General features: G+C 71.5%; 26 protein-coding genes. 16 read left to right on the top strand and 10 right to left on the bottom strand.

Annotated elements, in window-relative coordinates; genetic code table 11:
• Positions 1 to 21: 21 nt before the first annotated feature.
• Positions 22 to 537, bottom strand: a complete 516-nt coding sequence (locus ACQP0N_RS03575; protein ID WP_396801075.1) for a MaoC family dehydratase — start codon at positions 535 to 537, stop codon at positions 22 to 24.
• A gap of 548 nt (positions 538 to 1,085) precedes the next feature.
• Here ACQP0N_RS03575 and trxA point away from each other — a divergent pair.
• The 3 genes from trxA to ACQP0N_RS03560 all read left to right on the top strand — a co-directional run bounded on the left by trxA (position 1,086) and on the right by ACQP0N_RS03560 (position 2,972).
• Positions 1,086 to 1,448, top strand: coding sequence for a thioredoxin (gene trxA / locus ACQP0N_RS03570; protein ID WP_030329190.1), 363 nt, complete (start codon positions 1,086 to 1,088; stop codon positions 1,446 to 1,448).
• 154 nt (positions 1,449 to 1,602) lie between these two features.
• Positions 1,603 to 2,043 carry a hypothetical protein gene (locus tag ACQP0N_RS03565; protein ID WP_433117539.1) on the top strand — a complete coding sequence of 147 codons (441 nt, stop codon included), beginning with the start codon at positions 1,603 to 1,605 and terminating at the stop codon, positions 2,041 to 2,043.
• Positions 2,040 to 2,972, top strand: a complete 933-nt coding sequence (locus ACQP0N_RS03560; protein WP_433117537.1) for an MFS transporter permease — start codon at positions 2,040 to 2,042, stop codon at positions 2,970 to 2,972. Before ACQP0N_RS03565 ends, ACQP0N_RS03560 begins: the two co-directional genes overlap by 4 nt.
• Here ACQP0N_RS03560 and ACQP0N_RS03555 read toward each other — a convergent pair.
• Positions 2,936 to 3,355 carry a thiol-disulfide oxidoreductase DCC family protein gene (locus ACQP0N_RS03555; protein WP_433117535.1) on the bottom strand — a complete coding sequence of 140 codons (420 nt, stop codon included), beginning with the start codon at positions 3,353 to 3,355 and terminating at the stop codon, positions 2,936 to 2,938. The genes ACQP0N_RS03560 and ACQP0N_RS03555 overlap by 37 nt on opposite strands.
• 91 nt (positions 3,356 to 3,446) lie before the next feature.
• Here ACQP0N_RS03555 and ACQP0N_RS03550 point away from each other — a divergent pair, with 91 nt between their 5' ends.
• The 4 genes from ACQP0N_RS03550 (at position 3,447) to ACQP0N_RS03535 (ending at position 6,826) form a co-directional block, all read left to right on the top strand.
• The gene (locus ACQP0N_RS03550) at positions 3,447 to 4,493 is read left to right on the top strand and encodes an Rv2578c family radical SAM protein (RefSeq protein WP_433117533.1); all 1,047 of its coding nucleotides are present in this window, start codon (positions 3,447 to 3,449) and stop codon (positions 4,491 to 4,493) included.
• 196 nt (positions 4,494 to 4,689) lie between these two features.
• The gene (locus tag ACQP0N_RS03545) at positions 4,690 to 5,280 is read left to right on the top strand and encodes an RNA polymerase sigma factor (RefSeq protein WP_355049010.1); all 591 of its coding nucleotides are present in this window, start codon (positions 4,690 to 4,692) and stop codon (positions 5,278 to 5,280) included.
• On the top strand, positions 5,277 to 6,239 hold the full coding sequence (locus tag ACQP0N_RS03540) for a DUF2092 domain-containing protein (RefSeq protein WP_433117531.1): 963 nt from the start codon (positions 5,277 to 5,279) through the stop codon (positions 6,237 to 6,239). Before ACQP0N_RS03545 ends, ACQP0N_RS03540 begins: the two co-directional genes overlap by 4 nt.
• Before the next feature lie 179 nt (positions 6,240 to 6,418).
• Positions 6,419 to 6,826, top strand: a complete 408-nt coding sequence (locus tag ACQP0N_RS03535) for a CoA-binding protein (protein ID WP_433117529.1) — start codon at positions 6,419 to 6,421, stop codon at positions 6,824 to 6,826.
• A 103-nt stretch (positions 6,827 to 6,929) separates the two neighbouring features.
• Here ACQP0N_RS03535 and ACQP0N_RS03530 read toward each other — a convergent pair whose 3' ends face one another.
• Positions 6,930 to 8,126, bottom strand: coding sequence for an acyl-CoA dehydrogenase family protein (locus tag ACQP0N_RS03530; protein WP_433117527.1), 1,197 nt, complete (start codon positions 8,124 to 8,126; stop codon positions 6,930 to 6,932).
• Positions 8,127 to 8,300: 174 nt separating this feature from the next.
• Here ACQP0N_RS03530 and ACQP0N_RS03525 point away from each other — a divergent pair, with 174 nt between their 5' ends.
• Positions 8,301 to 8,840 (top strand): DUF4190 domain-containing protein, encoded by a 540-nt coding sequence (locus tag ACQP0N_RS03525; RefSeq protein WP_433117525.1) that lies wholly within the window; start codon positions 8,301 to 8,303, stop codon positions 8,838 to 8,840.
• On the opposite strand, the gene ACQP0N_RS03520 is transcribed toward ACQP0N_RS03525, so the two are convergent.
• Positions 8,841 to 9,746: an SDR family NAD(P)-dependent oxidoreductase gene (locus ACQP0N_RS03520; protein ID WP_433117523.1), complete on the bottom strand. Its 906-nt coding sequence runs from the start codon at positions 9,744 to 9,746 to the stop codon at positions 8,841 to 8,843.
• Positions 9,747 to 9,863: 117 nt separating this feature from the next.
• Between ACQP0N_RS03520 and ACQP0N_RS03515 the strand changes: the two genes are divergently transcribed.
• Positions 9,864 to 10,409 (top strand): DUF4190 domain-containing protein, encoded by a 546-nt coding sequence (locus ACQP0N_RS03515; RefSeq protein ID WP_433117520.1) that lies wholly within the window; start codon positions 9,864 to 9,866, stop codon positions 10,407 to 10,409.
• A gap of 77 nt (positions 10,410 to 10,486) precedes the next feature.
• Here ACQP0N_RS03515 and ACQP0N_RS03510 read toward each other — a convergent pair whose 3' ends face one another.
• A complete protein-coding gene (locus tag ACQP0N_RS03510; RefSeq protein ID WP_433117518.1) occupies positions 10,487 to 11,443 on the bottom strand; it encodes an HpcH/HpaI aldolase/citrate lyase family protein in 957 nt (318 codons plus the stop codon).
• A 125-nt stretch (positions 11,444 to 11,568) separates the two neighbouring features.
• Here ACQP0N_RS03510 and ACQP0N_RS03505 point away from each other — a divergent pair, with 125 nt between their 5' ends.
• On the top strand, positions 11,569 to 12,393 hold the full coding sequence (locus ACQP0N_RS03505; RefSeq protein ID WP_433121387.1) for an SDR family NAD(P)-dependent oxidoreductase: 825 nt from the start codon (positions 11,569 to 11,571) through the stop codon (positions 12,391 to 12,393).
• A gap of 10 nt (positions 12,394 to 12,403) precedes the next feature.
• The gene (locus ACQP0N_RS03500; protein WP_433117516.1) at positions 12,404 to 12,679 is read left to right on the top strand and encodes a hypothetical protein; all 276 of its coding nucleotides are present in this window, start codon (positions 12,404 to 12,406) and stop codon (positions 12,677 to 12,679) included.
• A gap of 71 nt (positions 12,680 to 12,750) precedes the next feature.
• Here the strand turns inward: ACQP0N_RS03500 and ACQP0N_RS03495 are convergent, their stop codons facing one another.
• Positions 12,751 to 13,710, bottom strand: coding sequence for a DMT family transporter (locus ACQP0N_RS03495; protein ID WP_433117514.1), 960 nt, complete (start codon positions 13,708 to 13,710; stop codon positions 12,751 to 12,753).
• 94 nt (positions 13,711 to 13,804) lie between these two features.
• Between ACQP0N_RS03495 and ACQP0N_RS03490 the strand changes: the two genes are divergently transcribed.
• The gene (locus ACQP0N_RS03490) at positions 13,805 to 14,518 is read left to right on the top strand and encodes an HAD family hydrolase (protein ID WP_355049021.1); all 714 of its coding nucleotides are present in this window, start codon (positions 13,805 to 13,807) and stop codon (positions 14,516 to 14,518) included.
• A gap of 5 nt (positions 14,519 to 14,523) precedes the next feature.
• Here the strand turns inward: ACQP0N_RS03490 and ACQP0N_RS03485 are convergent, their stop codons facing one another.
• Positions 14,524 to 15,054, bottom strand: coding sequence for a hypothetical protein (locus ACQP0N_RS03485; RefSeq protein WP_396801098.1), 531 nt, complete (start codon positions 15,052 to 15,054; stop codon positions 14,524 to 14,526).
• Positions 15,055 to 15,066: 12 nt separating this feature from the next.
• The gene (locus tag ACQP0N_RS03480; RefSeq protein WP_433117512.1) at positions 15,067 to 15,942 is read right to left on the bottom strand and encodes a PhzF family phenazine biosynthesis protein; all 876 of its coding nucleotides are present in this window, start codon (positions 15,940 to 15,942) and stop codon (positions 15,067 to 15,069) included.
• 33 nt (positions 15,943 to 15,975) lie between these two features.
• On the opposite strand from ACQP0N_RS03480, the gene ACQP0N_RS03475 reads away from it, so the two are divergent.
• The 3 genes from ACQP0N_RS03475 (at position 15,976) to ACQP0N_RS03465 (ending at position 19,088) form a co-directional block, all read left to right on the top strand.
• Complete coding sequence (locus ACQP0N_RS03475) at positions 15,976 to 17,262, top strand: magnesium transporter MgtE N-terminal domain-containing protein (RefSeq protein ID WP_433117510.1); 1,287 nt, start codon at positions 15,976 to 15,978, stop codon at positions 17,260 to 17,262.
• Positions 17,255 to 17,863, top strand: coding sequence for a DUF1003 domain-containing protein (locus ACQP0N_RS03470; protein WP_355049025.1), 609 nt, complete (start codon positions 17,255 to 17,257; stop codon positions 17,861 to 17,863). The genes ACQP0N_RS03475 and ACQP0N_RS03470 overlap by 8 nt, the downstream gene beginning before the upstream one ends.
• Before the next feature lie 76 nt (positions 17,864 to 17,939).
• Complete coding sequence (locus ACQP0N_RS03465; protein WP_433117508.1) at positions 17,940 to 19,088, top strand: Mrp/NBP35 family ATP-binding protein; 1,149 nt, start codon at positions 17,940 to 17,942, stop codon at positions 19,086 to 19,088.
• A gap of 75 nt (positions 19,089 to 19,163) precedes the next feature.
• Here ACQP0N_RS03465 and ACQP0N_RS03460 read toward each other — a convergent pair whose 3' ends face one another.
• Both ACQP0N_RS03460 and ACQP0N_RS03455 read right to left on the bottom strand, forming a co-directional pair.
• Positions 19,164 to 19,586: a preprotein translocase subunit TatB gene (locus ACQP0N_RS03460; RefSeq protein ID WP_355049027.1), complete on the bottom strand. Its 423-nt coding sequence runs from the start codon at positions 19,584 to 19,586 to the stop codon at positions 19,164 to 19,166.
• Positions 19,587 to 19,662: 76 nt separating this feature from the next.
• Positions 19,663 to 21,069: a trypsin-like peptidase domain-containing protein gene (locus ACQP0N_RS03455; RefSeq protein WP_433121385.1), complete on the bottom strand. Its 1,407-nt coding sequence runs from the start codon at positions 21,067 to 21,069 to the stop codon at positions 19,663 to 19,665.
• Between the two features lie 284 nt (positions 21,070 to 21,353).
• Here ACQP0N_RS03455 and ACQP0N_RS03450 point away from each other — a divergent pair, with 284 nt between their 5' ends.
• A complete protein-coding gene (locus tag ACQP0N_RS03450; protein WP_355049028.1) occupies positions 21,354 to 21,941 on the top strand; it encodes an O-methyltransferase in 588 nt (195 codons plus the stop codon).
• Position 21,942: the final 1 nt, after the last annotated feature.

The following is a 21,942-nucleotide window of genomic DNA, read 5'->3' as shown; positions in this document are numbered from 1 at the left end:
CGGGCGACCCGGCGGGCGCGCTCAGCGCGGCGTGGGGAAGCTGGGCCGCTCCGGGTCCACCCCGTCCGGCACGGCGCTGGCCGCGTACTCCTTCTTGGGGACCATGACCCGGCGGCGGAAGACGCAGACCATGGTGCCGTCCTGGTTGTAGCCCCGGGTCTCCACCGAGACCACGCCCCGGTCGGGCTTGGAGCCGGACTCCCGCTTGTCGAGCACCGTCGTCTCGCCGTAGATGGTGTCGCCGTGGAAGGTGGGCGCCACGTGGCGCAGCGACTCCACCTCCAGGTTGGCGATGGCCTTGCCGCTGACATCGGGCACCGACATGCCGAGCAGCAGCGAGTAGATGTAGTTGCCGACCACGACGTTGCGCCCGAACTGGCTGGACGTCTCGGCGTAGTGCGCGTCCAGGTGCAGCGGATGGTGGTTCATCGTGAGCAGGCAGAAGAGGTGGTCGTCGTACTCGGTGACGGTCTTGCCCGGCCAGTGCCGGTAGACCGCGCCGACCTCGAACTCCTCGTAGTAGCGGCCGAACTGCATCCTGGTCCCCTTCGACGGGCGGCGATGGAGTTCGGCACAGCATGCCTTACCGCTGGTTAAGGCGACGGTCGGGGCGGGACCTCGGCGGAAATGTCACACCGGTCACTCACCCGGGGGGAGACGCAATGAGCGGCGGGGCCCTCCCCGGCACCCGCCGCCCACGCTCTGATGTGAGGAATTCTGCCCTACGGTGCCGTAACTTCAACAGAGATCGCGGTCACATTTATCTTTTCGTAACACTACTCTCGGTGACGAAGGCGAGGTTGATCAGCGATCTCCGCAGGCCGGATACCTCCTTGTCAGGGCTCAAGTTACCGATTCGTAGCGCTCGATCGGGTGGATCTCCCTGGAAACGCTCCCATTACCGCAGGTCACGCAAGTGCGTCATGCACTTGCGTTCCGCAGGACGAGATGAACTCACAACGCTCGATGCTCGTCAGGGTCCCCGCGCAGCCCCGCGTACGTTTCGCGCGCACCGGCCCGGGAATTCGATACGGTCAGCCCTGGTTCTACGGGACGCAGACAACCCGCGGTGATCGGAGAGTGCAATGGCAACCGTTGAGCTGACCTCGGCGAACTTCGACGAGGTGACCGGCAACGACGGCATCGTCCTGGTCGACTTCTGGGCCGACTGGTGTGGTCCGTGCAAGCGGTTCGCCCCGGTCTACGAGCGCTCCTCGGAGAAGCACCAGAACATCGTGTTCGGCAAGGTCGACACCGAGGCCCAGCAGGAGTTGGGCGCGAAGTTCGACATCCGGTCGATCCCGACGATCATGGCGATCCGCGACGGCGTCATCGTCTTCGCCCAGCCGGGCGCCCTTCCCGAGTCCGCCCTGGAGAACCTGATCGAGCAGGTCGAGGCTCTGGACATGGACGACGTCCGCAAGCAGCTGGCCGAGCACAACCACTGAGCCGTCCCCGCGACGGCACGCGAAGGCCGGGCCCGGTTCGGGCCCGGCCTTTCGTCATATCCCGACAGCCGCCCATGATCACCGACCCGGGCAGGCGGAACTGACCGTCGGTGGGACCCGAGACGGCCGGTAGATCCCGTATCGTCACCACCCGATGGAGACCCTGACCACCCGTGGGCGCACGACCCGGTTGGGCGTGACCGCACTCGGTCTCGTCCTGCTGCTGTTGGGCACGTTCTGGGGTAGCGACGACGACTTCCCATTCGGCCCGTTCCGGATGTACGCCACCTCGAACCCGCCGAACGCCCCCGCCCCGGACACCCGGGTGGAGGGCGTCAACAGCGCCGGAGCGGTGGTCGACCTCGACCAGGACGCGACCGGCATCCGCCGCGCCGAGATCGAGGGCCAGCAGGACCGGTACGCGACCGACCCCGCGCTGCTCGCCGAGGTCGCCGACGCGTACGCCGAACGTCACCCGGACGCCTCCGCGCTGGTCGAGGTCCGCATCGTCATCCGATGGCACGGCATCCGCGCCGGCCGGCCCACGGGGCGGCACACCGACGAGACGATCGTCCGTTGGCAGGTCTCCCGATGACCCGCTGGCTGACCGAGGCGGTGCCCCGCGGACGGATCGCCGCGTTCCGGACCCTGATCTACCTCTTCGTCGCCGCCGACCTGGTGGTCTTCACCCCATGGGTACGCACCAGAGCCAGTGTGCCCGGCGAGCTGTACCAGCCGCTGTTGATCGGCCGCCTGCTCCCGCTGCCGACCCCGACGCCGACGGTCGTCGCGGTGATCTTCTGGGGGCTCCTGCTCGCCGCCCTGCTCGCCGCGACCGGCCGGGCACCCCGGCTGCTCGGCTGGACGGTCTGCGCGCTGTACCTCGAGTGGATGATCATCGCGATGAGCTACGGAAAGGTCGACCACGACCGGTTCGGCCTGCTCGTCGCGCTGGCCGTGCTGCCCACCGCCGGCCGGGCCCGCCACGGCGACACCACCCGCACGGAGGCCGGCGGCTGGGCCCTGCGCGTCACCCAGATCGCGGTCATCTGCACGTACTTCCTGGCCGCCTGGGCCAAGCTGCGCTTCGGCGGTCTGGACTGGCTGACCGGCTCGGTGCTGGCCCGGGCCATCATCCGACGCGGCACCGACCTGGCCGACCTCATCGCCCAGGTGCCGTACCTGCTGATCGTCGCCCAGTTCGGCATCGTGGCCTTCGAGCTGCTCAGCCCCGTGGTGTTCCTGTTACCGGCCCGCTGGCGAGTGGCCATGGTCGGCTTCTTCTACTCGTTCCACGTGGTGACCATCGCGACCATCACGATCTCGTTCGCGCCACACCTGGCCGCGATGACCAGCTTCCTGCCCCTGGAACGGGTGCGACCGCTGGTGTGGGCACGCCGGCTCGCCGGACGGGGCCCGGTGGACGCCGAGCCGACGTCCACGCCGCCCGATCCGGCCCGGCTCGATGATCGGGCCCGGGTGGGTGATCAGGCGCCGGCGGTCGGGCGACCGCTCGGGCCGTAGAGGCGTTCCCGCGCCTCCTGCGGGAGCGAGCAGGCCGCCGTGCCGCCCGGCAGGCGGTGGCGGTTGCGGGCTACCCAGCGGTACACCGGCCAGGCCAGCGCGCGCACCGGCGGGAACCGCAGACCCGCGCCGGCCACCCGCCACACCGGACCGCTGTCGGTCAGCAGCTTCGCGATGGCGTCCGGGCCGGCGGCGCGGGAGCCGTCCGCGCCGACCCACTGCACGGCCTCCTCGCACTCGACCACGGTGAGGCCGAGCGCGTCCAGGTCGGCGAACTGCCAGGGCACCACCCGCGCGCCGGTGGGGATCCGGCGTTCGATGAACTCCGCACAGGTCGTGCAGAACGCGCAGTCACCGTCGTAGACGAAGGTCGACCTCTCCATGGGTCCATCCTCCCCCGTGCGAGCGACGATCACGCACGGGTGTCCGGCGGGTCACTTGCGCAGACCTCGTACACGTGTTCGAATAGTGCCCATGCGCTGGGACAACCTCACCGCTCCCCCGGTCGAGGGAGACCCCGAGAGGGCAGCGCCAGCGACGCCACCCCTGCCGCTGGCGCTGCCCGGCGCCGTCGTCCGCACCTTCGACACCCCCGAGTTCGCCGGGATGACGTTCCACGAGGTGCGGGCCAAGTCCATCCTCAACCGGGTGCCGGGCCAGTCCCGCGTCCCCTTCGAGTGGACCATCAATCCGTACCGTGGATGCAGTCATGCTTGTGTTTACTGTTTCGCGAGAAACACTCACACCTACCTCGACTTCGATGCGGGTGTGGACTTCGACCGGCAGGTGATCGTCAAGGTCAACGCCGGTGAGTTGGTACGGCGCGAGCTGGCCGCGCCGAAGTGGCGGGGTGCGCACGTCGCGATGGGCACCAACGTCGACTGCTACCAGCGTGCCGAGGGTCGTTACCGGCTGATGCCGCAGATCATCGCGGCCCTGCGGGACTTCGCCAACCCGTTCTCGATCCTCACCAAGGGCACGCTGATCCTGCGCGACCTGCCCCTGCTGCGTCAGGCGGCCGAGGTGACGAGCGTCGGCATCTCCTTCTCGGTGGGCTTCGTCGACGACGGGCTCTGGCGTAGCGTCGAGCCGGGCACGCCGCACCCGAGCCGACGGCTCGACGCGGTCCGCCGGCTCACCGACGCCGGCTTCTCCGTCGGGGTGCTGATGGCGCCGATCCTGCCCGGCCTCAGCGACGGTGAGGAGTCGATCGACGCCACGGTCTCGGCGATCGCCGCCGCCGGAGCGACGAGCGTGACCCCGCTGGCGCTGCACCTGCGGCCTGGCGCCCGCGAGTGGTATGCCCAGTGGCTCGCTCGGGAGCACCCGCACCTCGTCGCCCGTTACCGCGAGCTGTACCGCTCGGGCGCGTACGCCCCGCAGGCGTACCAGCGGGAGCTGACCGCCCGGGTGCGGATCGCCTCCCGTCGCCACGGGCTGCTCCGGGGCGAGGTGGGCGACAACCGCCGCCTGCCCGAGCCGCCGCCCGCTCTCGCCGTCGAGCAACTGACCCTGCTCTGACCTTCCGCGCCGGGTGGAAAGCCCCCGGAACTGCGGCGATACCCTCCCCCGTGCGCCCTGACACGTGGCGCTGACGACCTGCCGGCAGGACGCGGGGACGCTCGCGACGGTGTGGGACCGGGAAGACGGAACCTGGCGGCGGTGCCAGACAAGAACAGGGCATGAACGCACCGTCGAACCAGGGGGCCATCGGGACATGACTGTGACCGAGCGCTCCGACTCGCTGTTGGTAACGGGAGCGCCAGAACTGTTCGGGGAGCTCTTCGAGCGGTACGGCGGTTGGCTGTACAACTTCAGCTCCCGCCGGGTCGGGCGGCAGCTCGCCGAGGATCTGGTCGCCGAGACGTTCCTGATCGCGTTCTCGCGACGGGACCGTTACGACACATCGATGCCCAATGCACGTCCGTGGCTGTTCGGCATCCTGAACAACCTGCTCCGGAACTACCACCGCGCCGAGGTGCGGTGGCTGCGGGCACTGGAGAAGTCGGGCAGAGATCCACTCAGTGGTTCCGGCCAGCACAACTTCGCCGACCGGGCCGACGAACGGCTCGACGCCGAGGCCGCCACGCGGGCACTGGCCGGCGCTCTCGCCGCGATGCCACACGACCAACGTGACCTGCTCCTGCTGCACATCTGGGCCGGTCTGGACTATGCGGAGCTGGCATCCGCGCTCGGCCTGGCTCCGGGCACCGTCCGCTCCCGCCTTCACCGGGCCAAGGCACGCCTGCGCCTTGCGATGCCCGCCCACTACGCACCGTCCGCCGCTGCGAATGAGGAAAACGGATGAACGACAACGTGGAATCTGACAACGCGGGCGTCGAGCTGCTCGTCGCCTTTCGCGAGGACCTGACCGGCCCTGGAACCGACGCGACCGACCGGATGCGGCACGCGATCCTCAACGGGACCGCGTACCGACGACCGGCCGCGAAGCGCTGGTATCTGCGCCGTCCGGCGATCGCGACCGCGACCGCCTTCGCCCTGGCCGGTCTCGCCGCCGGCGGTGTCGTGCTGGGCACGGCCGACCGGACCGGGCAGGTGGGCGGCGTCGCCAGCTCGACGGACGGGTCCCACCCGTCGCAGCTGGGCGATGTCACCTACGTCAGCAACCAGACCCAGGCCGCGCTGGGCAAGGCGGACGACTACGTCGTGAAGGTGCACGACGCCTATCGGGGCGGCTGGATCGACTCCTGGGAGGACAAGCAGACCGAACGCCGCCGGGTCGACATCTTCCGGGGCGACGGCAGCCCGGACTCCACGCTGGTGACGATCATCGCCGACGGTAAATACCGTGGCACCCAGATCAGCCATCTCGAGCGGACGTACTCCGAGTTCGTCGACTCACCGGACAAGGCAACCGGGACGGTCTTCGTGCCGAACGACGCGGCGAGCATCCGGACCTGGCTCGCCCGGGGCAAATTGGAGATCGTGGGGCAGGAGAAGGTGGACGGGCGCGACACCGTGCACCTGCGGTTGACGGCGGGGACGGCGGCCTACACCGCAGAACTGTGGGTGGACTCGACCTCGTTCCTGCCGTACAAGACGGTCGCCGACAAGAGCGGGAAGGTGACCGACAGGTCAGAGGTCAGCACCTTCGAGTGGCTACCCCGCACGGATGCGAACCTGAGCCACTTCGACCTGACTCCGCCCGCCGGCTACGACAAGGCCGGGAGCAAGTCCACCAAGGGCGACTCGCCGTTCACCCTTCCCGCTGGACCCGGGCAGGTCCCCAGCCCGACGACCGACTGACCGCCGTGGGTTGCCGAGCCCTGGGTTCCGGGGAGCGGCAACCCACGTCGTAACCGGTCTGCTTCGCTCCGCGCGAAGCGCCGGCCGGGCCCGACTGGCTGCTGGGGGCGGCCAGTCGGGCCCTTCGGCGCAGGTGTTCCTCGCCCGCCTGCGGCGGGCGACGGAGCTACAGTCGGCGGGTGCGTACCGCTCAGCAGATCCTCGCCGACTCCGCCGTGATCGCCGTCGTGGGCGCGTCCCGCGACCCGTTGAAGGCCGCGCACAGCGTCCCGTTGCAGATGCAGCGGTACGGCTGGCGCATCATCCCGGTCAACCCGAGCGTCGACGAACTCTTCGGCGAGCGGGCGTACGCGTCGCTGGCGGACATCCCGCACCCGGTCGACCTGGTGGACGTGTTCCGGCCGGCCGCGGACGCCGTGCAGGTGGTGCGGGACGCGGCGGCGATCGGCGCGCCGGCGGTCTGGCTGCAACTGGGCATCGTGTCGGCCGAGGCGCGCGAGATTGCCGAGGAAGCCGGCATGGAGTACGTCGAGGACCGCTGCCTCGTCATCGAACGCGCCGCCGCAAACCTGACCCGCCTCCGCTGACCCGCATTTCCCCCGCGATCTTGCACTTTCGGTCGACGTTCTGCCCCGCAATGCGCCCTTTGTCACCGCAGTAACTGCAAGATCGCGGGATTCAGGGTGGGGGTTAGAGCTTGTATTCCTTCAGGAGGCCTCGGCTGATGATGGTCTTCTGGATCTCCGAGGTGCCCTCGCCGATCAGCAGGAACGGGGCCTCGCGCATCAGCCGCTCGATCTCGTACTCCTTGGAGTAGCCGTAGCCGCCGTGGATGCGGAACGCCTCCTGGACAACCTCGGCGCAGTACTCCGACGCGAGCAGCTTGGCCATTCCGGCCTCGACGTCGTTGCGCTGCCCGGCGTCCTTGAGTCGGGCGGCGTTGACCATGAGGGCGTGCGCGGCCTCGATCTTCGTGCCCATCTCGGCGAGCTTGAAGGCGATGGCCTGGTGCTTGGCGAGTGGCTGGCCGAACGTCTTGCGCTGCTGGGCGTAGCCGACGGCGAGTTCGAAGGCGCGGATGGAGATGCCGCAGGCGCGGGCGGCTACGTTGACCCGGCCGACCTCGATGCCGTCCATCATCTGGTAGAAGCCGCGACCCACCTGGTCGGGCCCGCCGAGGATCGCGGAGTCGGGCACGGTCACGCCGTCGAGCACCATCTCGGTGGTCTCGACACCCTTGTAACCCATCTTCTCGATCCGGCCGGGAATGGTGAGGCCGGGCGCGGTCTCGCCGAAGCCCGGCTCCTTCTCGAGCAGGAAGGTGCTCATGTTGCCGTACACCGAGTCGGCGCCGGTGTCGGTCTTGACCAGGGTGGCGACCACCGATGAGTACGCGCCGTTGGTCAGCCACATCTTCTGTCCGTTGAGGACATAGGTGTCGCCGTCGCGGACCGCCTTGGACTTGATCGCCGAGACGTCGGAGCCGGTCTCCGGTTCTGACATCGAGAACGCGCCGCGCACCTCGCCCGTCGCCATCTTCGGCAGCAGTCGGGCCTTCTGCTCGGCGGAGCCGTACTGGGAGATCAGGTACGCCACGATGAAGTGGGTGTTGACGATGCCGGAGATCGACATCCAGCCCCGGGAGAGTTGCTCCACCACGAGGGCGTACGTGAGCAGCGACTCGCCGAGCCCGCCGTACTCCTCGTCGATGGTGAGACCGAACAACCCCATCTCGCGCATCCCGTCGAGGATGTCGGTGGGGTACTCATCGGCGTGTTCGAGCCGCTGGGCGTGCGGGATGATCTCCTTGTCGGCGAACTCCCGGACGGTCTCCAGGATCGACTGCTGCACGTCGGTGAGGCCGGGCGTCTGGGCGAGTCGAGCCATCTCGGCCTCCGGGGATCAGCGCACTACTCGTGGGTAACTGAACGCTCGGTAAGTATCGGCCTCCCGGCCCGCCAGGCCAAGGTGACCAGTCCACACAACCGCTGTGAAAAGGTTCACCGCTACGGGTACCGTCCGGCAAGAAGGACTTTTCCGGCACCCGACAGGAGGACAGCCGTGAGCTACCCGCCGCCGCCGTCGGGCCCGCCGGGAGACGAGCCGCCGCCGTCACCCTACGAGCCACCCCGGGACCAGTCGCCGTACGCGCCACCGCCGGCCGGCCAGTCGCCGTACGCGCCACCGCCGGACGAGTCGTCCTTTGGGCCGCCGGAGCGCTCGCCGTACGGGCCGCCCGCCGACGAGCCGTCGCCGTACGAGCGGCAGGGACCGCACCAGCCGGCGCACTGGAGCCAGCAGCCGCCGTACCCTCCGCAGGGCCCCTACGGTCAGTACGGCCCGCCGCAGCGCGGGCCCGGCCGGCCCACCAACATCCTGGCGATCCTCTCGCTGGTGTTCGCCTTCGTGTTCCCCCCGGCCGGCGCCGTCCTCGGTCACCTGGCCAAGCGGCAGATCCGCACCAGCGGCGAGGACGGCGACCAACTCGCCACCTGGGGCCTGATCCTCGGTTACGTGTTCACCGCGCTGACCCTGTTGGCCTGCTGCGGCTGGCTGGCGCTGGTCATCCTCGGCAACACCGGCGACAGCCGCGGCTACTGATCAGCGGAACCGGGCCTCGCGGACGCTGTTGCCGCCGTCCACCACGAGCATCTGACCGGTGATGTACGACGCGGCCGGCGAGCAGAGGAAGCTGATCGCGGCGGCGACCTCGTCCGGGGTGCCCGGTCGGCCGACCGGGGTGCCCAGACCCTGTTTGATCTCGGCCATCGTGGACGCCGCCGTGTAGATGGTGCCCGGCGCGACCGCGTTCACGGTCACCCCGTCGGCGATCATCTCCATGGCGAGCGCGCGGGTCAGCCCGACGACACCGGCCTTGGCGGCGGCGTACGCGGCTTCGGTGGGCAGGGCGTTGACCGGGCCGGCGGTGGCCGCCAGGTTGACGATCCGCCCCCAGCCCCGCTCGGCCATTCCGCCGATGAAGGCCCGGCTGCACAGGAACGCGGTGGACAGGTTGCGGTCGATCTCGCCGCGCCACTCGTCGTAGGTCAGCTGCGCGACCGGCCGCAGCACTCCCTGACTGGTCCGGCTCGCCAGGCCGGCGTTGTTGACCAGAACCTCGACGTCGCCCAGCTGTTCGGCCACCGCGTCGGCCAGCGCGCCCACCTCGGACTCGTCGGTCAGGTCCGCGACGAACCCGGTCACGCCCAGCTCACCGGCCCGCTCGTGGATGCGTCGGGTGGTCGACACGATGGCGACCCGCGCCCCCAGGTCGGCGAGGCGCCGCGCGGTGGCGTACCCGATGCCGTCCGGGCTGCCCGCCCCCGTCACCAGGGCGACCCGGCCGTCGAGCCGCATGGTCACCGGATCGGGCAGCGCGACCGGCTCGTCGGCGTCGGTCGCGCCGGTCGACGTGGCCGCCCGACCGCGCCGGGCCACACCCGGACGGCTCACGTCCCGTCGCGGTCGGCTGCCGGAACGGTCCGCGGCACGCGCATCAGTTGCCATGCCAGGGATCCTGCCCGTTACGACTGGCCCGGGCAACGCGGCACCCGGGAGCGGGGGCGTCGGGTTTGGTCACTCCTGGCTACTCTGGCGGCGCACCCGAGCCGACGGAGATCACGCATGACCAATCCCCCGCCCCCCGGCGACTGGAACGACCCGACCTGGTCGGCTCAGCCGTCGAGCACACCGCCGGACCCGACCCTGGTGACCGGTCAGCCGGTACCCGCCCAGCCCGGCCCCGTTGACCCGTACGCCCCGGCCGACCCGTACGCGGGCGCGCAGCAGGCACCCGGTGCGCCGGTGCCCGGCTATCCGCCGCCCGGATACCCCGCGCCCGGTTACGCGCCGCCGGGTTACCCGCCGCAGTACCCCGGGTACGGCTACCCGGCCCCGCGCAAGACCAACGGCCTGGCCATCGCGTCGCTGGTGCTGGCCCTGGTCGGTCTCACGTCCTGCGGCATCACCGCGCCGATCGGGGCGATCCTCGGTCACGTCGCGCAGAAGCAGATCCGGGCCAGCGGCGAGGACGGCGAGGGGATGGCGAAGGCCGGCATCATCGTCGGCTGGATCGTCACCGCGCTGATGGTGCTGGCGATCGCCGCGTACGCCGCTGTGATCATCTTTGCGGTCACGAACGACAGTTCCAGCAGCAGCAGTAGCTACTGAGGCGGTGCGCCGATGGGGCGTACCGCCGAATGCGGGACCGGGTCGACAGCCGGCGGCGGTCGCCCCGGCCCGGCCGCTCACTCCGCCGGTGGGGTGAACGACGAGGTACGGCTCATGCCGGCGGCGCGGCCCTTGGCGGCGATCACCAACGCCATCTTGCGGGACGCCTCGTCGATCATCTCGTCGCCGAGCATCACCGCGCCCAGCTTGCCGCCGGCCTCCGAGGTGTAGTGCTCGTACGCGTCGAGGATCAGCTCGGCGTGGTCGTAGTCGGCCTGCGCCGGCTGGTAGACCTCGTTCGCGGCGTCGATCTGGCCCGGGTGCAGCACCCACTTGCCATCGAAGCCCAGCGCCGCCGACCGCTTCGCCACCTCGCGGAACGCGTCGACGTCCCGGATCTGTAGGAACGGGCCGTCGATGGCCTGCTTGTCGTGCATGCGGGCGGCCATCAGGATGCGCATCAGGATGTAGTGGTACGGGTCGCCGGGGTAGTCCGGGATCAGCCCGCCCACCACCAGCGACCTCATGTTGATCGACGCCATGAAGTCGGCCGGACCGAAGATGATGGTCTCGACCCGGGGCGAGGCGGCCGCGATGGCGTCCACGTTGACCAGGCCGGCCGCGTTCTCGATCTGCGCCTCGATGCCGATCCGGCCGACCTCGAGGCCGATCGTCTTCTCGATCTGGGTGAGCGTCAGGTCCAGCCACTGCACCTGGGCGGCGTTCTGCACCTTCGGCAGCATGATGCAGTCCAGGTTCGCGCCGGCGCCCTCGACCACCTCGATGACGTCCCGGTACGTCCACGGGGTGGTCAGGTCGTTGACCCGTACCACCCGGGTCTTGCCGGCCCAGTCGCCGTCGTTCAGGGCGGCCACGATGTTCTTGCGCGCCTCCGGCTTGGCCAGCGGCGCGACGGCGTCCTCCAGGTCGAGGAAGACCTGGTCGGCGGGGAGCCCCTGCGCCTTGCCGAGCATCTTCACACTGGAGCCCGGCACGGCCAGGCACGACCGGCGGGGACGACCGACTGCGGCCATGGATGCGCTCCTTCCAGCGACCGGCGGGCACGCCGACGCCACCTGACTCCGAGGAAAACTTAACGATCCCAAAGGGCGTGGTGACGTCACGGTAACCTCGCGCCATGACCGCGGTGAATGGACCTGTGGAAGATCTCACTGGGCGTCGGCTGGTGGTGGTGACGGGTGCCAGCTCCGGCATCGGGTTGGCGGCCTCGGTGGCCCTCGCCTGTCGTGGTGACCAGGTGGTACTCGTCGGGCGGGACCCGGCCCGGTTGCAGGCCGCGGCGGAGCGCGTACGGGAGACAGCCGGCGAGCGCCCGGAGCTGTTCCGGGCCGACTTCGCGGTCCTCGACGACGTACGCGGGCTGGCCGAGCGGCTGCGCGACGCGTACGACCGGATCGACGTGCTGGCCAACAACGCCGGCGCCATCGCGCTCCAACCGCTCACCACCGTCGACGGCTTCGAGTTGTCGATCCAGGCCAACCACCTGGCCCCGTTCCTGCTCACGAACCTGCTGGCCGACCGGGTGGGCCGGACGGTGGTGACCGCCTCGGGGGCGCACCGCTTCGGCGCGCTCGATCCGGACGACCTCAACAGGCCGCTGCGCGCCTACCACCCGATGGGCGCGTACGGCACCAGCAAGCAGGCGAACATCCTGTTCGCCGCCGAGGCGGCGCGGCGCTGGCCGGGCATCTCCGCGTACAGCTTCCATCCGGGAGTGGTACGGACCAGGTTCGCCAACGACAGTCGGCTGGTCGCCTTCGGCATGCGGTTCATGCCGTTCCGCAGCCCGGAGAAGGGGGCCGAGACGCTCATCTGGCTCGCGAACCAGGATCCGGCCCGACTCGCCGGCGGCGGCTACTACTACAACCGCCGGCCGCGTCGGCCGTACCGCAAGGCGGCGGACCCACAGCTCGCGTCCCGGCTCTGGGAAGCCAGCGCCACGGCCGTCGGCATCGATGGGTAGCGTGGCCGCCATGCTGACGCTTGTCGCGATCGTCGAGTACGCCGCCGGGGCCGAAACCGCCGGGCAACGCTACGAGGACACCGTGTTGGCCCTGCTCGACCGGCACGACGGCCGGCTGGAACGGCGGCTGCGCGGCAGCGACGGGCGGAGCGAGGTGCACGTGATCACGTTCGCGGCCCGCACCGGATACGAGTCGTTCCTCGTCGACCCGGAGCGTGCCGCGCTGCGCGCCGCCCTCGGCGACGCCGCCCCGACCACCCGCGTCATCGAGGCGTACGACGCCTGAGGGTCGCCAGCTCTTCCGCGATACCACCGGCGAGGCGCGCAGCGGCGTTTCTCCTTCTGGTGAGAAGGTGCTCAGCTGTCCAGCGGGGCGGGGTCGGCGGGCAGCGGGGTGGGCGGCGTGGCGCGGCGAGCGGCGCGGGCGCCGCCCAGCACCACCACCGCCACGCCGACGAGCAGCAGGATCATCCCCACCAGCGCGTAGGGGCGGGGCACCTGGTCCAGCCAGAGCCAGGCGAGCAGCGCCGCGCCGGGCACCTCCAGCAGGATGAGCACGCTCACCGTCGTCGCCGAGACCTTGTGCAGGGCGTAGTTGAACATCGAGTGCCCGAGCAGTTGGGCCCCCGCCACCAGGGCCAGGATCGCCAGCCAGGTACGCCCGTCGAAGCCGACCACGCGGATCCCGCCCAGCAGGCAGATGACCAGCAGGATCACCGCGCAGATGCCGTAGCAGATGGTCGTGTACGTGGTGGTGCTGATGCTCGCGCGGGCCCGTTCACCGAAGGCCGTGTAGACGGCCGCGAAGACGCCGCCGGTCACCGCCAGCAGGTCGCCGGCGACGGCTCTGCCGGAGACACCCACGTCCGCGCCGGTGGCGACGACCGCTCCACCGACGGCCACGGCGATCCCCGTCCACACCACCGGCGGCAGCTGGCGACCCTGCGCGCGGGCGATGAGCCCCTGCCAGACCGGCTGCGTGGCGACCAGGGCCGTGGCCATCGCGACCGAGGTGAGCCGCACGCTCGGCATCCAGGTGGCGAAGTGCGCGGCCAACGCGATCCCGGAGACCACGCAGAAGAGACCCTCCCGCCGGCCGGTGGGTGCCGCGAGCGCACGGAACTCGCCGCGCCTGCGGGTCAGCGAGAACGGGCTCAGCACGACCACCGCGAGCAGGTTGCGCCACAGCGCGATGGCCAGCGCCGGAGCGGCGGCGTACGCGATCAACGGCGCGGACGACGAGACGGCGACGACGGCCAGGCCGATCGCGCCGGTGGTCAACGGGTCCAGGGGCGGTCGAGGGGACACGGGAAGCAATCTTCACACGACCACGGACAGCACGGACCGTCAGCACTCCGTTACGATCACGCGCGTTCGCGCCGACGACCCTCGACCGCAAAGGCGCTCCCCCATGGCTGGCTACCAGGCGGTGCTGTTCGACTTCTTCGGCACGCTGACCCGTTCGGTGCAGCGCGGGGCCGCGCACCTCGGCACCGCCGAACTGCTCGGCTGTCCCAGCGAGACGCTGAGCGAGGTGCTGAACCGCACCTACTACGAGCGCGCCACCGGTCGGCTCGGCGACGCGGAGACGACCATGCGGTGGGTCTGCGCCCAGGCGGGCGTACACCCGAGTGACCCGGCCCTGCGGGCGGCGGTGGTGTCCCGGCACCGCGCGATCCGCGCGGACACCCGGCTGCGCGCCGACGCGGTGCCGGTGCTGGCGGCGCTGCGCGAGCGCGGCGTCCGCACCGGCGTGATCAGCGACTGTACGCACGAACTGCCGGCCTTCCTGCCGCAACTCCCCGTCGCGCCCCTGCTGGACGTGCGGGTCTTCTCCGTACAGGTCGGATGCTGCAAGCCGGATGCCGCGCTCTACCTGACCGCCTGCCGTCGACTCGGGCTAACGCCGGACGCCTGCCTGTACGTGGGTGACGGCGGCAGCCAGGAGTTGACCGGCGCCGAACAGGCCGGCATGACCGCGGTCCGGCTGGCCGCGCCCGATCTGGCCGAGCACATGGTCTTCAACGCCGACCGTCAGTGGCGCGGCACCACGCTCGTTGCGCTGCGTGAGGTGCTCGACCTCGTGGATGCCAAGGTCACTGCCGCCGCTGTCGCGGGGAGTTGACCCGATCAGCGGCGACGGACCCGGTGCAGGCGGAACGGCTTGCGGGTGGCGCGGACCGCCGGAGTCTCCCGGGGCGGCTCGGTCTGCGCGTCGGACGGCAGTTCCGTACCGGCCAGGGGCGTGCCGGCCGGGGCGAGGCGGTTCAGGGCGCAACCGTCGGCGACCCAGCGGGCCACCAGGTCGGTGGTCGGACCGGGCGCGTTCAGGCGCTTGCCCGCCACCAGCGGCGCGGCGGTGTCCCACGCCTCGGTGCCGGGCGCCAGCCGGGTCACCCGGGCCGGCCAGGTGACGATCCGCCCTCCGTGGTCACCGCGCAGGCTGACCTGCGCCTCGGTCGCGTCGGCGAGGCCCGGCGCCGCCTGCTCGCCCGGCCCGCTCACCACCAGGAGCGCGCCCTCCAGCGGGGCGCACCAGAGCGCCAGCGCCGGCCCACCGGACACGCTGACCCAGGCCACGGCGGCCTTCTTCATCGCCTCGTCCACCAGCGGCGTGCCACCGGCAGGGTCCTCGTCCGTCACACCCGCATCCTCCCGCATCGACGCCGTCGCTCATCCCACGAACGGCGGTACGGCGATCTCGCCCCGGGCCACCGGCATCACCTGGCCGGCGACGGTCGCGCCGACCGCCACGCCGTTCGCCGCGGTCACCGTGCAGCCCAGCGCGGACGGGCGGCCCATCTCCACGCCCTGGCGCACCGAATAGTGCGACAGCCCGTCCGCCGGCAGCAGCCCGCTGGCCACCAGCCAGACGCCCAGCCCGAGGGCCGCCGAACCGGTCGCCGGGTCCTCCGGGACGCCGATCCCCGGCACGAAGACCCGAGCGTGCGCGGTTTGCGCGGCGGCGTCCCAGGAGAAGACGCTGACGTGCGCCACCCCCAACCGTTCGGCCGCCGCCGGGTTCAGCCGCGCGCGGGCCACCGCGTCCGGGTGGACCGGCAGGTAGGGGAACTCCAGCCCGCAGCCGGCCACCCGGGGAGCGGGCCCGGCCGGGTCGTGGTCGTCCGCGCCCAGCCCGGCGATCTCCAGCAGCGGCTCCGGGTCCAACTCGGGGCCGAGGGTGGGTACGCCTCCGGTGAGCGTCGCCCCGGACGACGTCACCTCGATCGGCAGCACACCGGCCCCGCACTCCTGGGTGACCTGCCCCACACCGAACATCCCACGCCGGCTCGCGGTGACCGCCGCGCCGACGCTGGGGTGCCCGGCGAACGGCAACTCCTCGACCGGCGTGAAGATGCGGGCCCGGTAGGTGGCGCCGACCTGCGTAGGTGGCAGCACGAACACCGTCTCGGAGAGGTTGAACTCCAGCGCGAGCGCCTGCATCTGCTCGGTGGCCAGCGCCTCCGCGCCGAACACCACGGCCAACGGATTACCGGCGAACGGGCGGTCGGTGAAGACGTCCACGATCTCGTAGGCCAAGGTCGACATGTTGATAAACACTAGGCGCTTAGGCTGGTGCCCGTGAGTACGCCGACCCGGGTCTACATCGCCCGCCTCGCCGGAGTCGCCGTCTTCGATCCGAACGGCGACCAGGTGGGCCGGGTCCGTGACGCCGTGGCACGGCTGCGGGCGACCACGCGTCCGCCCGAGGTGGTGGGTCTGGTCGCCGAGATGCCCATGCGTCGGCGCATCTTTCTCTCCATCAACCGCATCACGTCGATCGACGCGGACGCGGTGGTGCTCGGCTCCGGCACGCTCAACCTGCGACGCTTCGAGAAGCGCCCGAACGAGCTGCTGGTGCTCCAGGAGCTGCTGGACCGGCGCGTACAGCTCGACCCGGGCGGCCAGCCCGGCGCGGTGGTGGACGTCGCCATGGAGTGCACCAGGGGTGGCGAGTGGTCGCTGACCCGGGTCGCGGTCCGCGAGCAGACCGGCCGGCTCAGCCGCCGCGGCCACCTGCACCAGGTCGAGTGGGACCGGGTGCGCGGCCTCAGCGGCATCGCCGACAACCGGGGTACGGCGAACCTGCTCGCCGTCCTGGAGGACATGCGCCCCGCCGACCTCGCCAACGCCCTACAGGACCTGCCGGACGCCCGACGCAACGAGGTGGCCGCCGCGCTGAACGACGAGCGGCTGGCCGACGTGCTCAGCGAGCTGCCGGAGCACGACCAGGTGGAGATCCTGGCCGCGCTGGACCGGGAACGGGCCGCCGACGTGCTGGAGGAGATGGACCCGGACGACGCCGCCGACCTGCTCAACGAGCTGCCCCCACCGGAGCAGGACGTCCTGCTGGACCTCATGGAGCCGGACGAGGCGGACCCGGTACGCCAGCTCCTGAAGTACACGCCGGGCACGGCGGGCAGTGTGATGACCTCGGAGCCGGTCATCCTGCCGCCGGACGCCACCGTGGCCGAGGCGCTGGCGCGGATCCGCGAGCCGCAGCTCTCCCCCGCGGTCGCCGCGCAGGTCTTCGTGACCCGGGCGCCGCAGAACACGCCGACCGGCCGCTACCTGGGCATGGTGCACTTCCAGGCGTTGCTGCGCGAGCCACCGGCCGACCTGCTGGGCAAGGTGGTGGTCAACGACATCGACCCGTTGCGTCCCACCACCCCACTTCCGGAGATCACCCGCCGGATGGCCACCTACGACCTGGTCGCCATGCCGGTGATCGACCGGAACAGCCGGCTGGTCGGGGCCGTCACGGTCGACGACGTCCTGGACCACTCGTTGCCCCGGGACTGGCGCGACCGGGACGCCGTGAACGCCCCGGGCACCCCGGACGCGGTACTGGACGGCGACGGTGGCTGAGCAGCGGCGCACGGAGCGGCTCGACCAGCCCCGCGAGCCCCGGGGCATCAACCTCCCCCGGTTCGACGCGGAGGCGTTCGGCAGGTGGTCGGAGGGGATCGCGCGGGGCATGGGGACCGCGAACTTCATCGTCGTCATGACGGTGGTGATCGCGATCTGGTTCGGCTGGAACACCCTCGCCCCGGCCGAGTTGCGCTTCGACCCGTACACCTTCACCTTCCTCACGCTGGTGCTGTCGTTGCAGGCCAGTTACGCCGCGCCGCTGATCCTGCTGGCCCAGAACCGGCAGGCCGACCGGGACCGGCTGGCCCTGGAGGAGGACCGGCGGCGGGCCACGGCCCAGAAGGCGGACACCGAGTACCTGGCCCGGGAGATCGCCGCGCTGCGGATCGCGCTCGGCGAGGTGGCCACCCGGGACTTCCTCCGCTCCGAGCTGACCCGCCTCGCCGAGGAGCTGGACGAGGCGGGGCAGCGCCGGCGACGCCTGGAGCGCCGGCAGCAGGAGAAGGGCGGCCAGCGGTCGACCGACGGCCCGGGGCTGGACGAGCCGCGCGACGACCTGGACGGCGACTACGCCCGCGACGCCCGGCCCGAGCGCTGACGAAGGCTCATCGTTTGGCTCACACCACCCTCGGCCAGCGGTCGGCCGGGATGCCCCGCGACGTAGCATTGCGGGCATGTCAGCACCCGTGAGCACCGTCGAGGACGCGATCCAGGCCGCCCTGGCCACCGTCAACGACCCGGAGATCCGCCGGCCCATCACCGAGCTGGGCATGGTCCGCTCCGCCACGATCGGCGCGGACGGCGTCGTCCGGGTCGAGCTGCTGCTCACCGTCGCCGGCTGCCCACTCAAGGACAAGCTGCGCACCGACATCACCGCCGCCGTGGCGGCGGTGCCGGGCGTGGCCGGTGTGGAGATCGACTTTGGCGTGATGAGCCCCGAGCAGCGGCAGTCGCTACAGGCGCAGTTGCGCGGCGGCGGTGCGAGCGAGGAGCCGGTCATCCCGTTCGCCCAGCCCGGCTCGCGCACCCGCGTGTACGCGGTGGCCAGCGGCAAGGGCGGGGTCGGCAAGTCCAGCGTGACGGTCAACCTGGCGGCGGCGCTCGCCGCCCGGGGGCTCTCGGTGGGCGTGGTGGACGCCGACATCTACGGTCACTCGGTGCCCCGCATGCTCGGCGCTGATGGCCGACCCACCCGCGTCGAAGACATGATCATGCCGCCGCAGTCGCACGGTGTGAAGGTGATCTCGATCGGCATGTTCACCTCGGGCAACGCGGCCGTGGTGTGGCGTGGCCCGATGCTGCACCGGGCGCTCCAGCAGTTCCTCGCCGACGTCTACTGGGGCGACCTGGACGTGCTCCTGCTCGACCTGCCGCCGGGCACCGGCGACGTGGCCATCTCGCTGGCCCAGCTCCTGCCCAACTCGGAGATCCTGATCGTCACCACCCCGCAGACCGCCGCCGCCGAGGTGGCGGAGCGGGCCGGGGCGATCGCCCTGCAGACCCACCAGCGGGTCGTCGGCGTCATCGAGAACATGTCCTGGCTGGAACTGCCGGACGGTTCCCGCATGGAGATCTTCGGGGCCGGCGGCGGCGCGGCGGTCGCCGAGTCGCTGAGCCGGACGATCGGCGCCCAAGTGCCACTGCTGGGACAGATCCCGCTGGACACCCGGGTCCGCGAGGCCGGCGACGCCGGTAACCCGATCGTGCTGGCCGAGCCGGAGTCCCCGGCCGCGCGGGCTCTCGGCGGCGTCGCCGACCGGCTCGCGCTGCGCCGTGAGTCGCTGCTCGGCAAGCCGCTCGGCCTCAAGCCCGCCGGGCGCTGAGCCGCACCACAACGACGAACGCCCCGCCGGCCATCCGAGGCCTGCGGGGCGCGTTCGTTCAGGTGCCGGGTCGGCTCAGGTGGCGTCGTCGTAGCTGACCCGGGGCGCTGGCGCGGAGGGCGTACCGGTGGCGGTGCCGGGTCGCGTCCCGTTCGAGCGCAGGTCCGCGGCGTTGGCCACGTCCTTCAGCTCGTTGTGCACACCGTCGACGTCCGCGCGCAGATTGTCGTAGACGCCCTGTAGCGGCTTGCGGATCGCCGCCTCGTCCTCCTCGCTGAGGAGGTGCTTGCGGATGAAGGCCTTCGGGTGCAGGTCTTCGAGCTGGATGTCGGTGCCCAGCTCACGACTGAGGTCGCCGGTGGCGTTGCGGGCCATGTTCCGCAGGTTACGGACCAGCCGTAGTCCGTCGTTGATCACGGCGGGCAACCGGTCACCGAAGATCAACAGCGCCAGGAGCAGCAGCGCCCCGACTTCCCACATGTTCAGGTTCTCGAACATCCCGCGGGCCTCCTCTCGGCGTCAGCAGCAAGACTACGCACGTCGGGCGGCTTTGCGGCAGGGGGTGACCCGCTGTTCACTTGGCATCCGCGGCGAGGGTCACCGACGTGTTCCGTCGTGCGTTTCCCCGCCGGAACTCGACGGTCACCACCGACCCCGGCGCGAACTTGCGGACCAGCGCGATCAGGTCGGTCGGCTCGGTCATCGGCCGTCCGTCGAGCTTCAGGATCACGTCGCCGACCTTGAGCCCGGCCCCGGCCGCCGGCCCGGAGGGCTCCACGGCGGCCAGTCGTACGCCGCCGCCCCCACCCGCGCCCGGGCCGCCGACCTGGGCGCCGATGACCGTACGCCGGGCCTTGCCGGTGCCGATGATCTCCTGGGTGACCCGCTTGGCCTGGTTGATCGGGATGGCGAAGGCGAGACCGATGTTGCCGGCCTCCTGCCCCTCGGCCACCAGCGACTTGATCGTGGAGTTGACGCCCACCACCCGGCCGGCGCCGTCGACGAGCGGGCCGCCCGAGTTGCCGTGGTTGACGGCGGCGTCGGTCTGGATCGCCGCGTAGTAGCGCACCGGGCCGCCCGGCTCACCGGCCTGCATCGTCCGGTCCAGGGCGCTCACGATGCCGGCGGTGACCGTGTTGGCCAGCGACAGGGGTGAGCCCACGGCGAGGACCGGGTCACCGACGGCCAGCGCGTCGGAATCCCCGAACTCCACCGGTCGCAGACCCGTCCGGTTCACCTTGATCACCGCGATGTCGGACTCCGGGTCCTGGCCGACCACAGTCGCCGGAGCGGAGCTGCCGTCGTTGAAGACCACCGAGGCCTTGCCGCTGCTGCCGGCCACCACGTGGTCGTTGGTGATCACGTGCCCGTCGGCGCTGGCGATGAACCCCGAGCCCTCGCTGGTCCCGCCGAGGCTGCTGACACGGATGGTGACCACGCTGGGCAGCACACGTCCGGCGACCCCGGCCAGCGACTCCGGCTTGCGCTGGGCCAACGCCGGTGGATCCGCGGCAGCCGCACCGAGCACCGGGCCGGCCGCGCCGCCACGCACCGCGAACGCGTAGCCCAGCGCGCCGCCGAGGGTGCCGGCCAGCAGAGCGGTGATCACCGGGATGAGCAGCAGGTGTCGCAGCGTCGGTCGGCCGGGCGCGTCCGGGTCGGTGACCGGCTCCGGCTCGGTACCGGCGGGCACCACCGAAGGCACCACGACCGCGGTGGGGGCCGCCGGGTCACGCCACGGATCGCCGAGCGCGTCGGACCACCACGGCGACGCGCCAGCGGTAGGGGGCGGCGGATTCGGGTCCGACACTTCCGGGGGCGCGGCCGTGGATGCGGTGTCGGCGGCCGAGGGCGCGGTGCCGCTCCCCGGCACGTCCGGCGGCCCCTCCGGCGGGGCTCCTACCCCCGGCGGGCGCGCCGGAGCCGGAGTCTCACCGTCCCGGCGCCATTCCCAGCCGTCGGTCACGTCGGTGCCTCCCAGTCCGTCCCCCGGATCCCGTGCGGCCTCGCCCGGCCACGGTTCGGCGCGGTCGAGACTGACGGAATACCGCTTCCAGGATTGCACGGATGCGCGCGGTGGAGTCAGCGGTTGCCTCCGGTGATCGCGGAGAGGGTGGAGGCGCGGCTGCGCCTCGCGCCGGTCGCCTCTACGCTCACAGTGCCAACCCGCCCCCCGCACCACGCGCCGCCCGGAGGTGCCCCATCGCCACGGTCGCCGGTTCCGGCAGTTCGACGAGCCAGGCTCAGCAGTTCGCCGAGTCGTACGTGACCGAGGATCTCGTGCTCCGCACCGCCCGCAGCCTGGCCCACGAGGTGGGCCTCGACGCGGTCACACCCGGAGCGGGGGCGGCGTTGCGGCTGCTGGCCGCCGCCGGCAACGCCCGCGCGGTCGTGGAGATCGGCACCGGTACGGGCGTGAGCGGCGTCTGGCTGCTGCGCGGCATGCGGGCCGACGGCGTGCTCACCACCATCGACGTGGAGGTGGAGCACCAGCGGATCGCGCGACGGATCTTCACCGAGGCGGGATTCGCCAGCGGCCGTACCCGCATCATCACCGGCCGCGCGTTGGACGTGCTGCCCCGACTGGCCGACGGGGTGTACGACCTCGTCTTCGTCGATGCCGAGGCCACCGGGTTCCACGCCTTCGTGGAGGCGGCGCTGCGGCTGCTGCGTCCGGGCGGGGTGCTCGCGCTCAACGGGATGCTGGCCGGCGGCCGGATCGCCGACCCGGCCGCCCGGGACGCGGGGACGGTGACGGTCCGCGAGACGATCAAGGCGCTGCGGGAGTCGGAGCACTGGATCCCCGCGCTGCTCCCGGTCGGCCACGGGGTGCTCGCCGCGGTGAAGTGCTGAC

Source organism: Micromonospora sp. CA-246542, assembly GCF_050942905.1.
Taxonomy (GTDB): Bacteria; Actinomycetota; Actinomycetes; order Mycobacteriales; family Micromonosporaceae; genus Micromonospora.
Note: the sequence above shows the minus strand (reverse complement) of the source record. Positions and strands in the feature narration are given on the sequence as shown.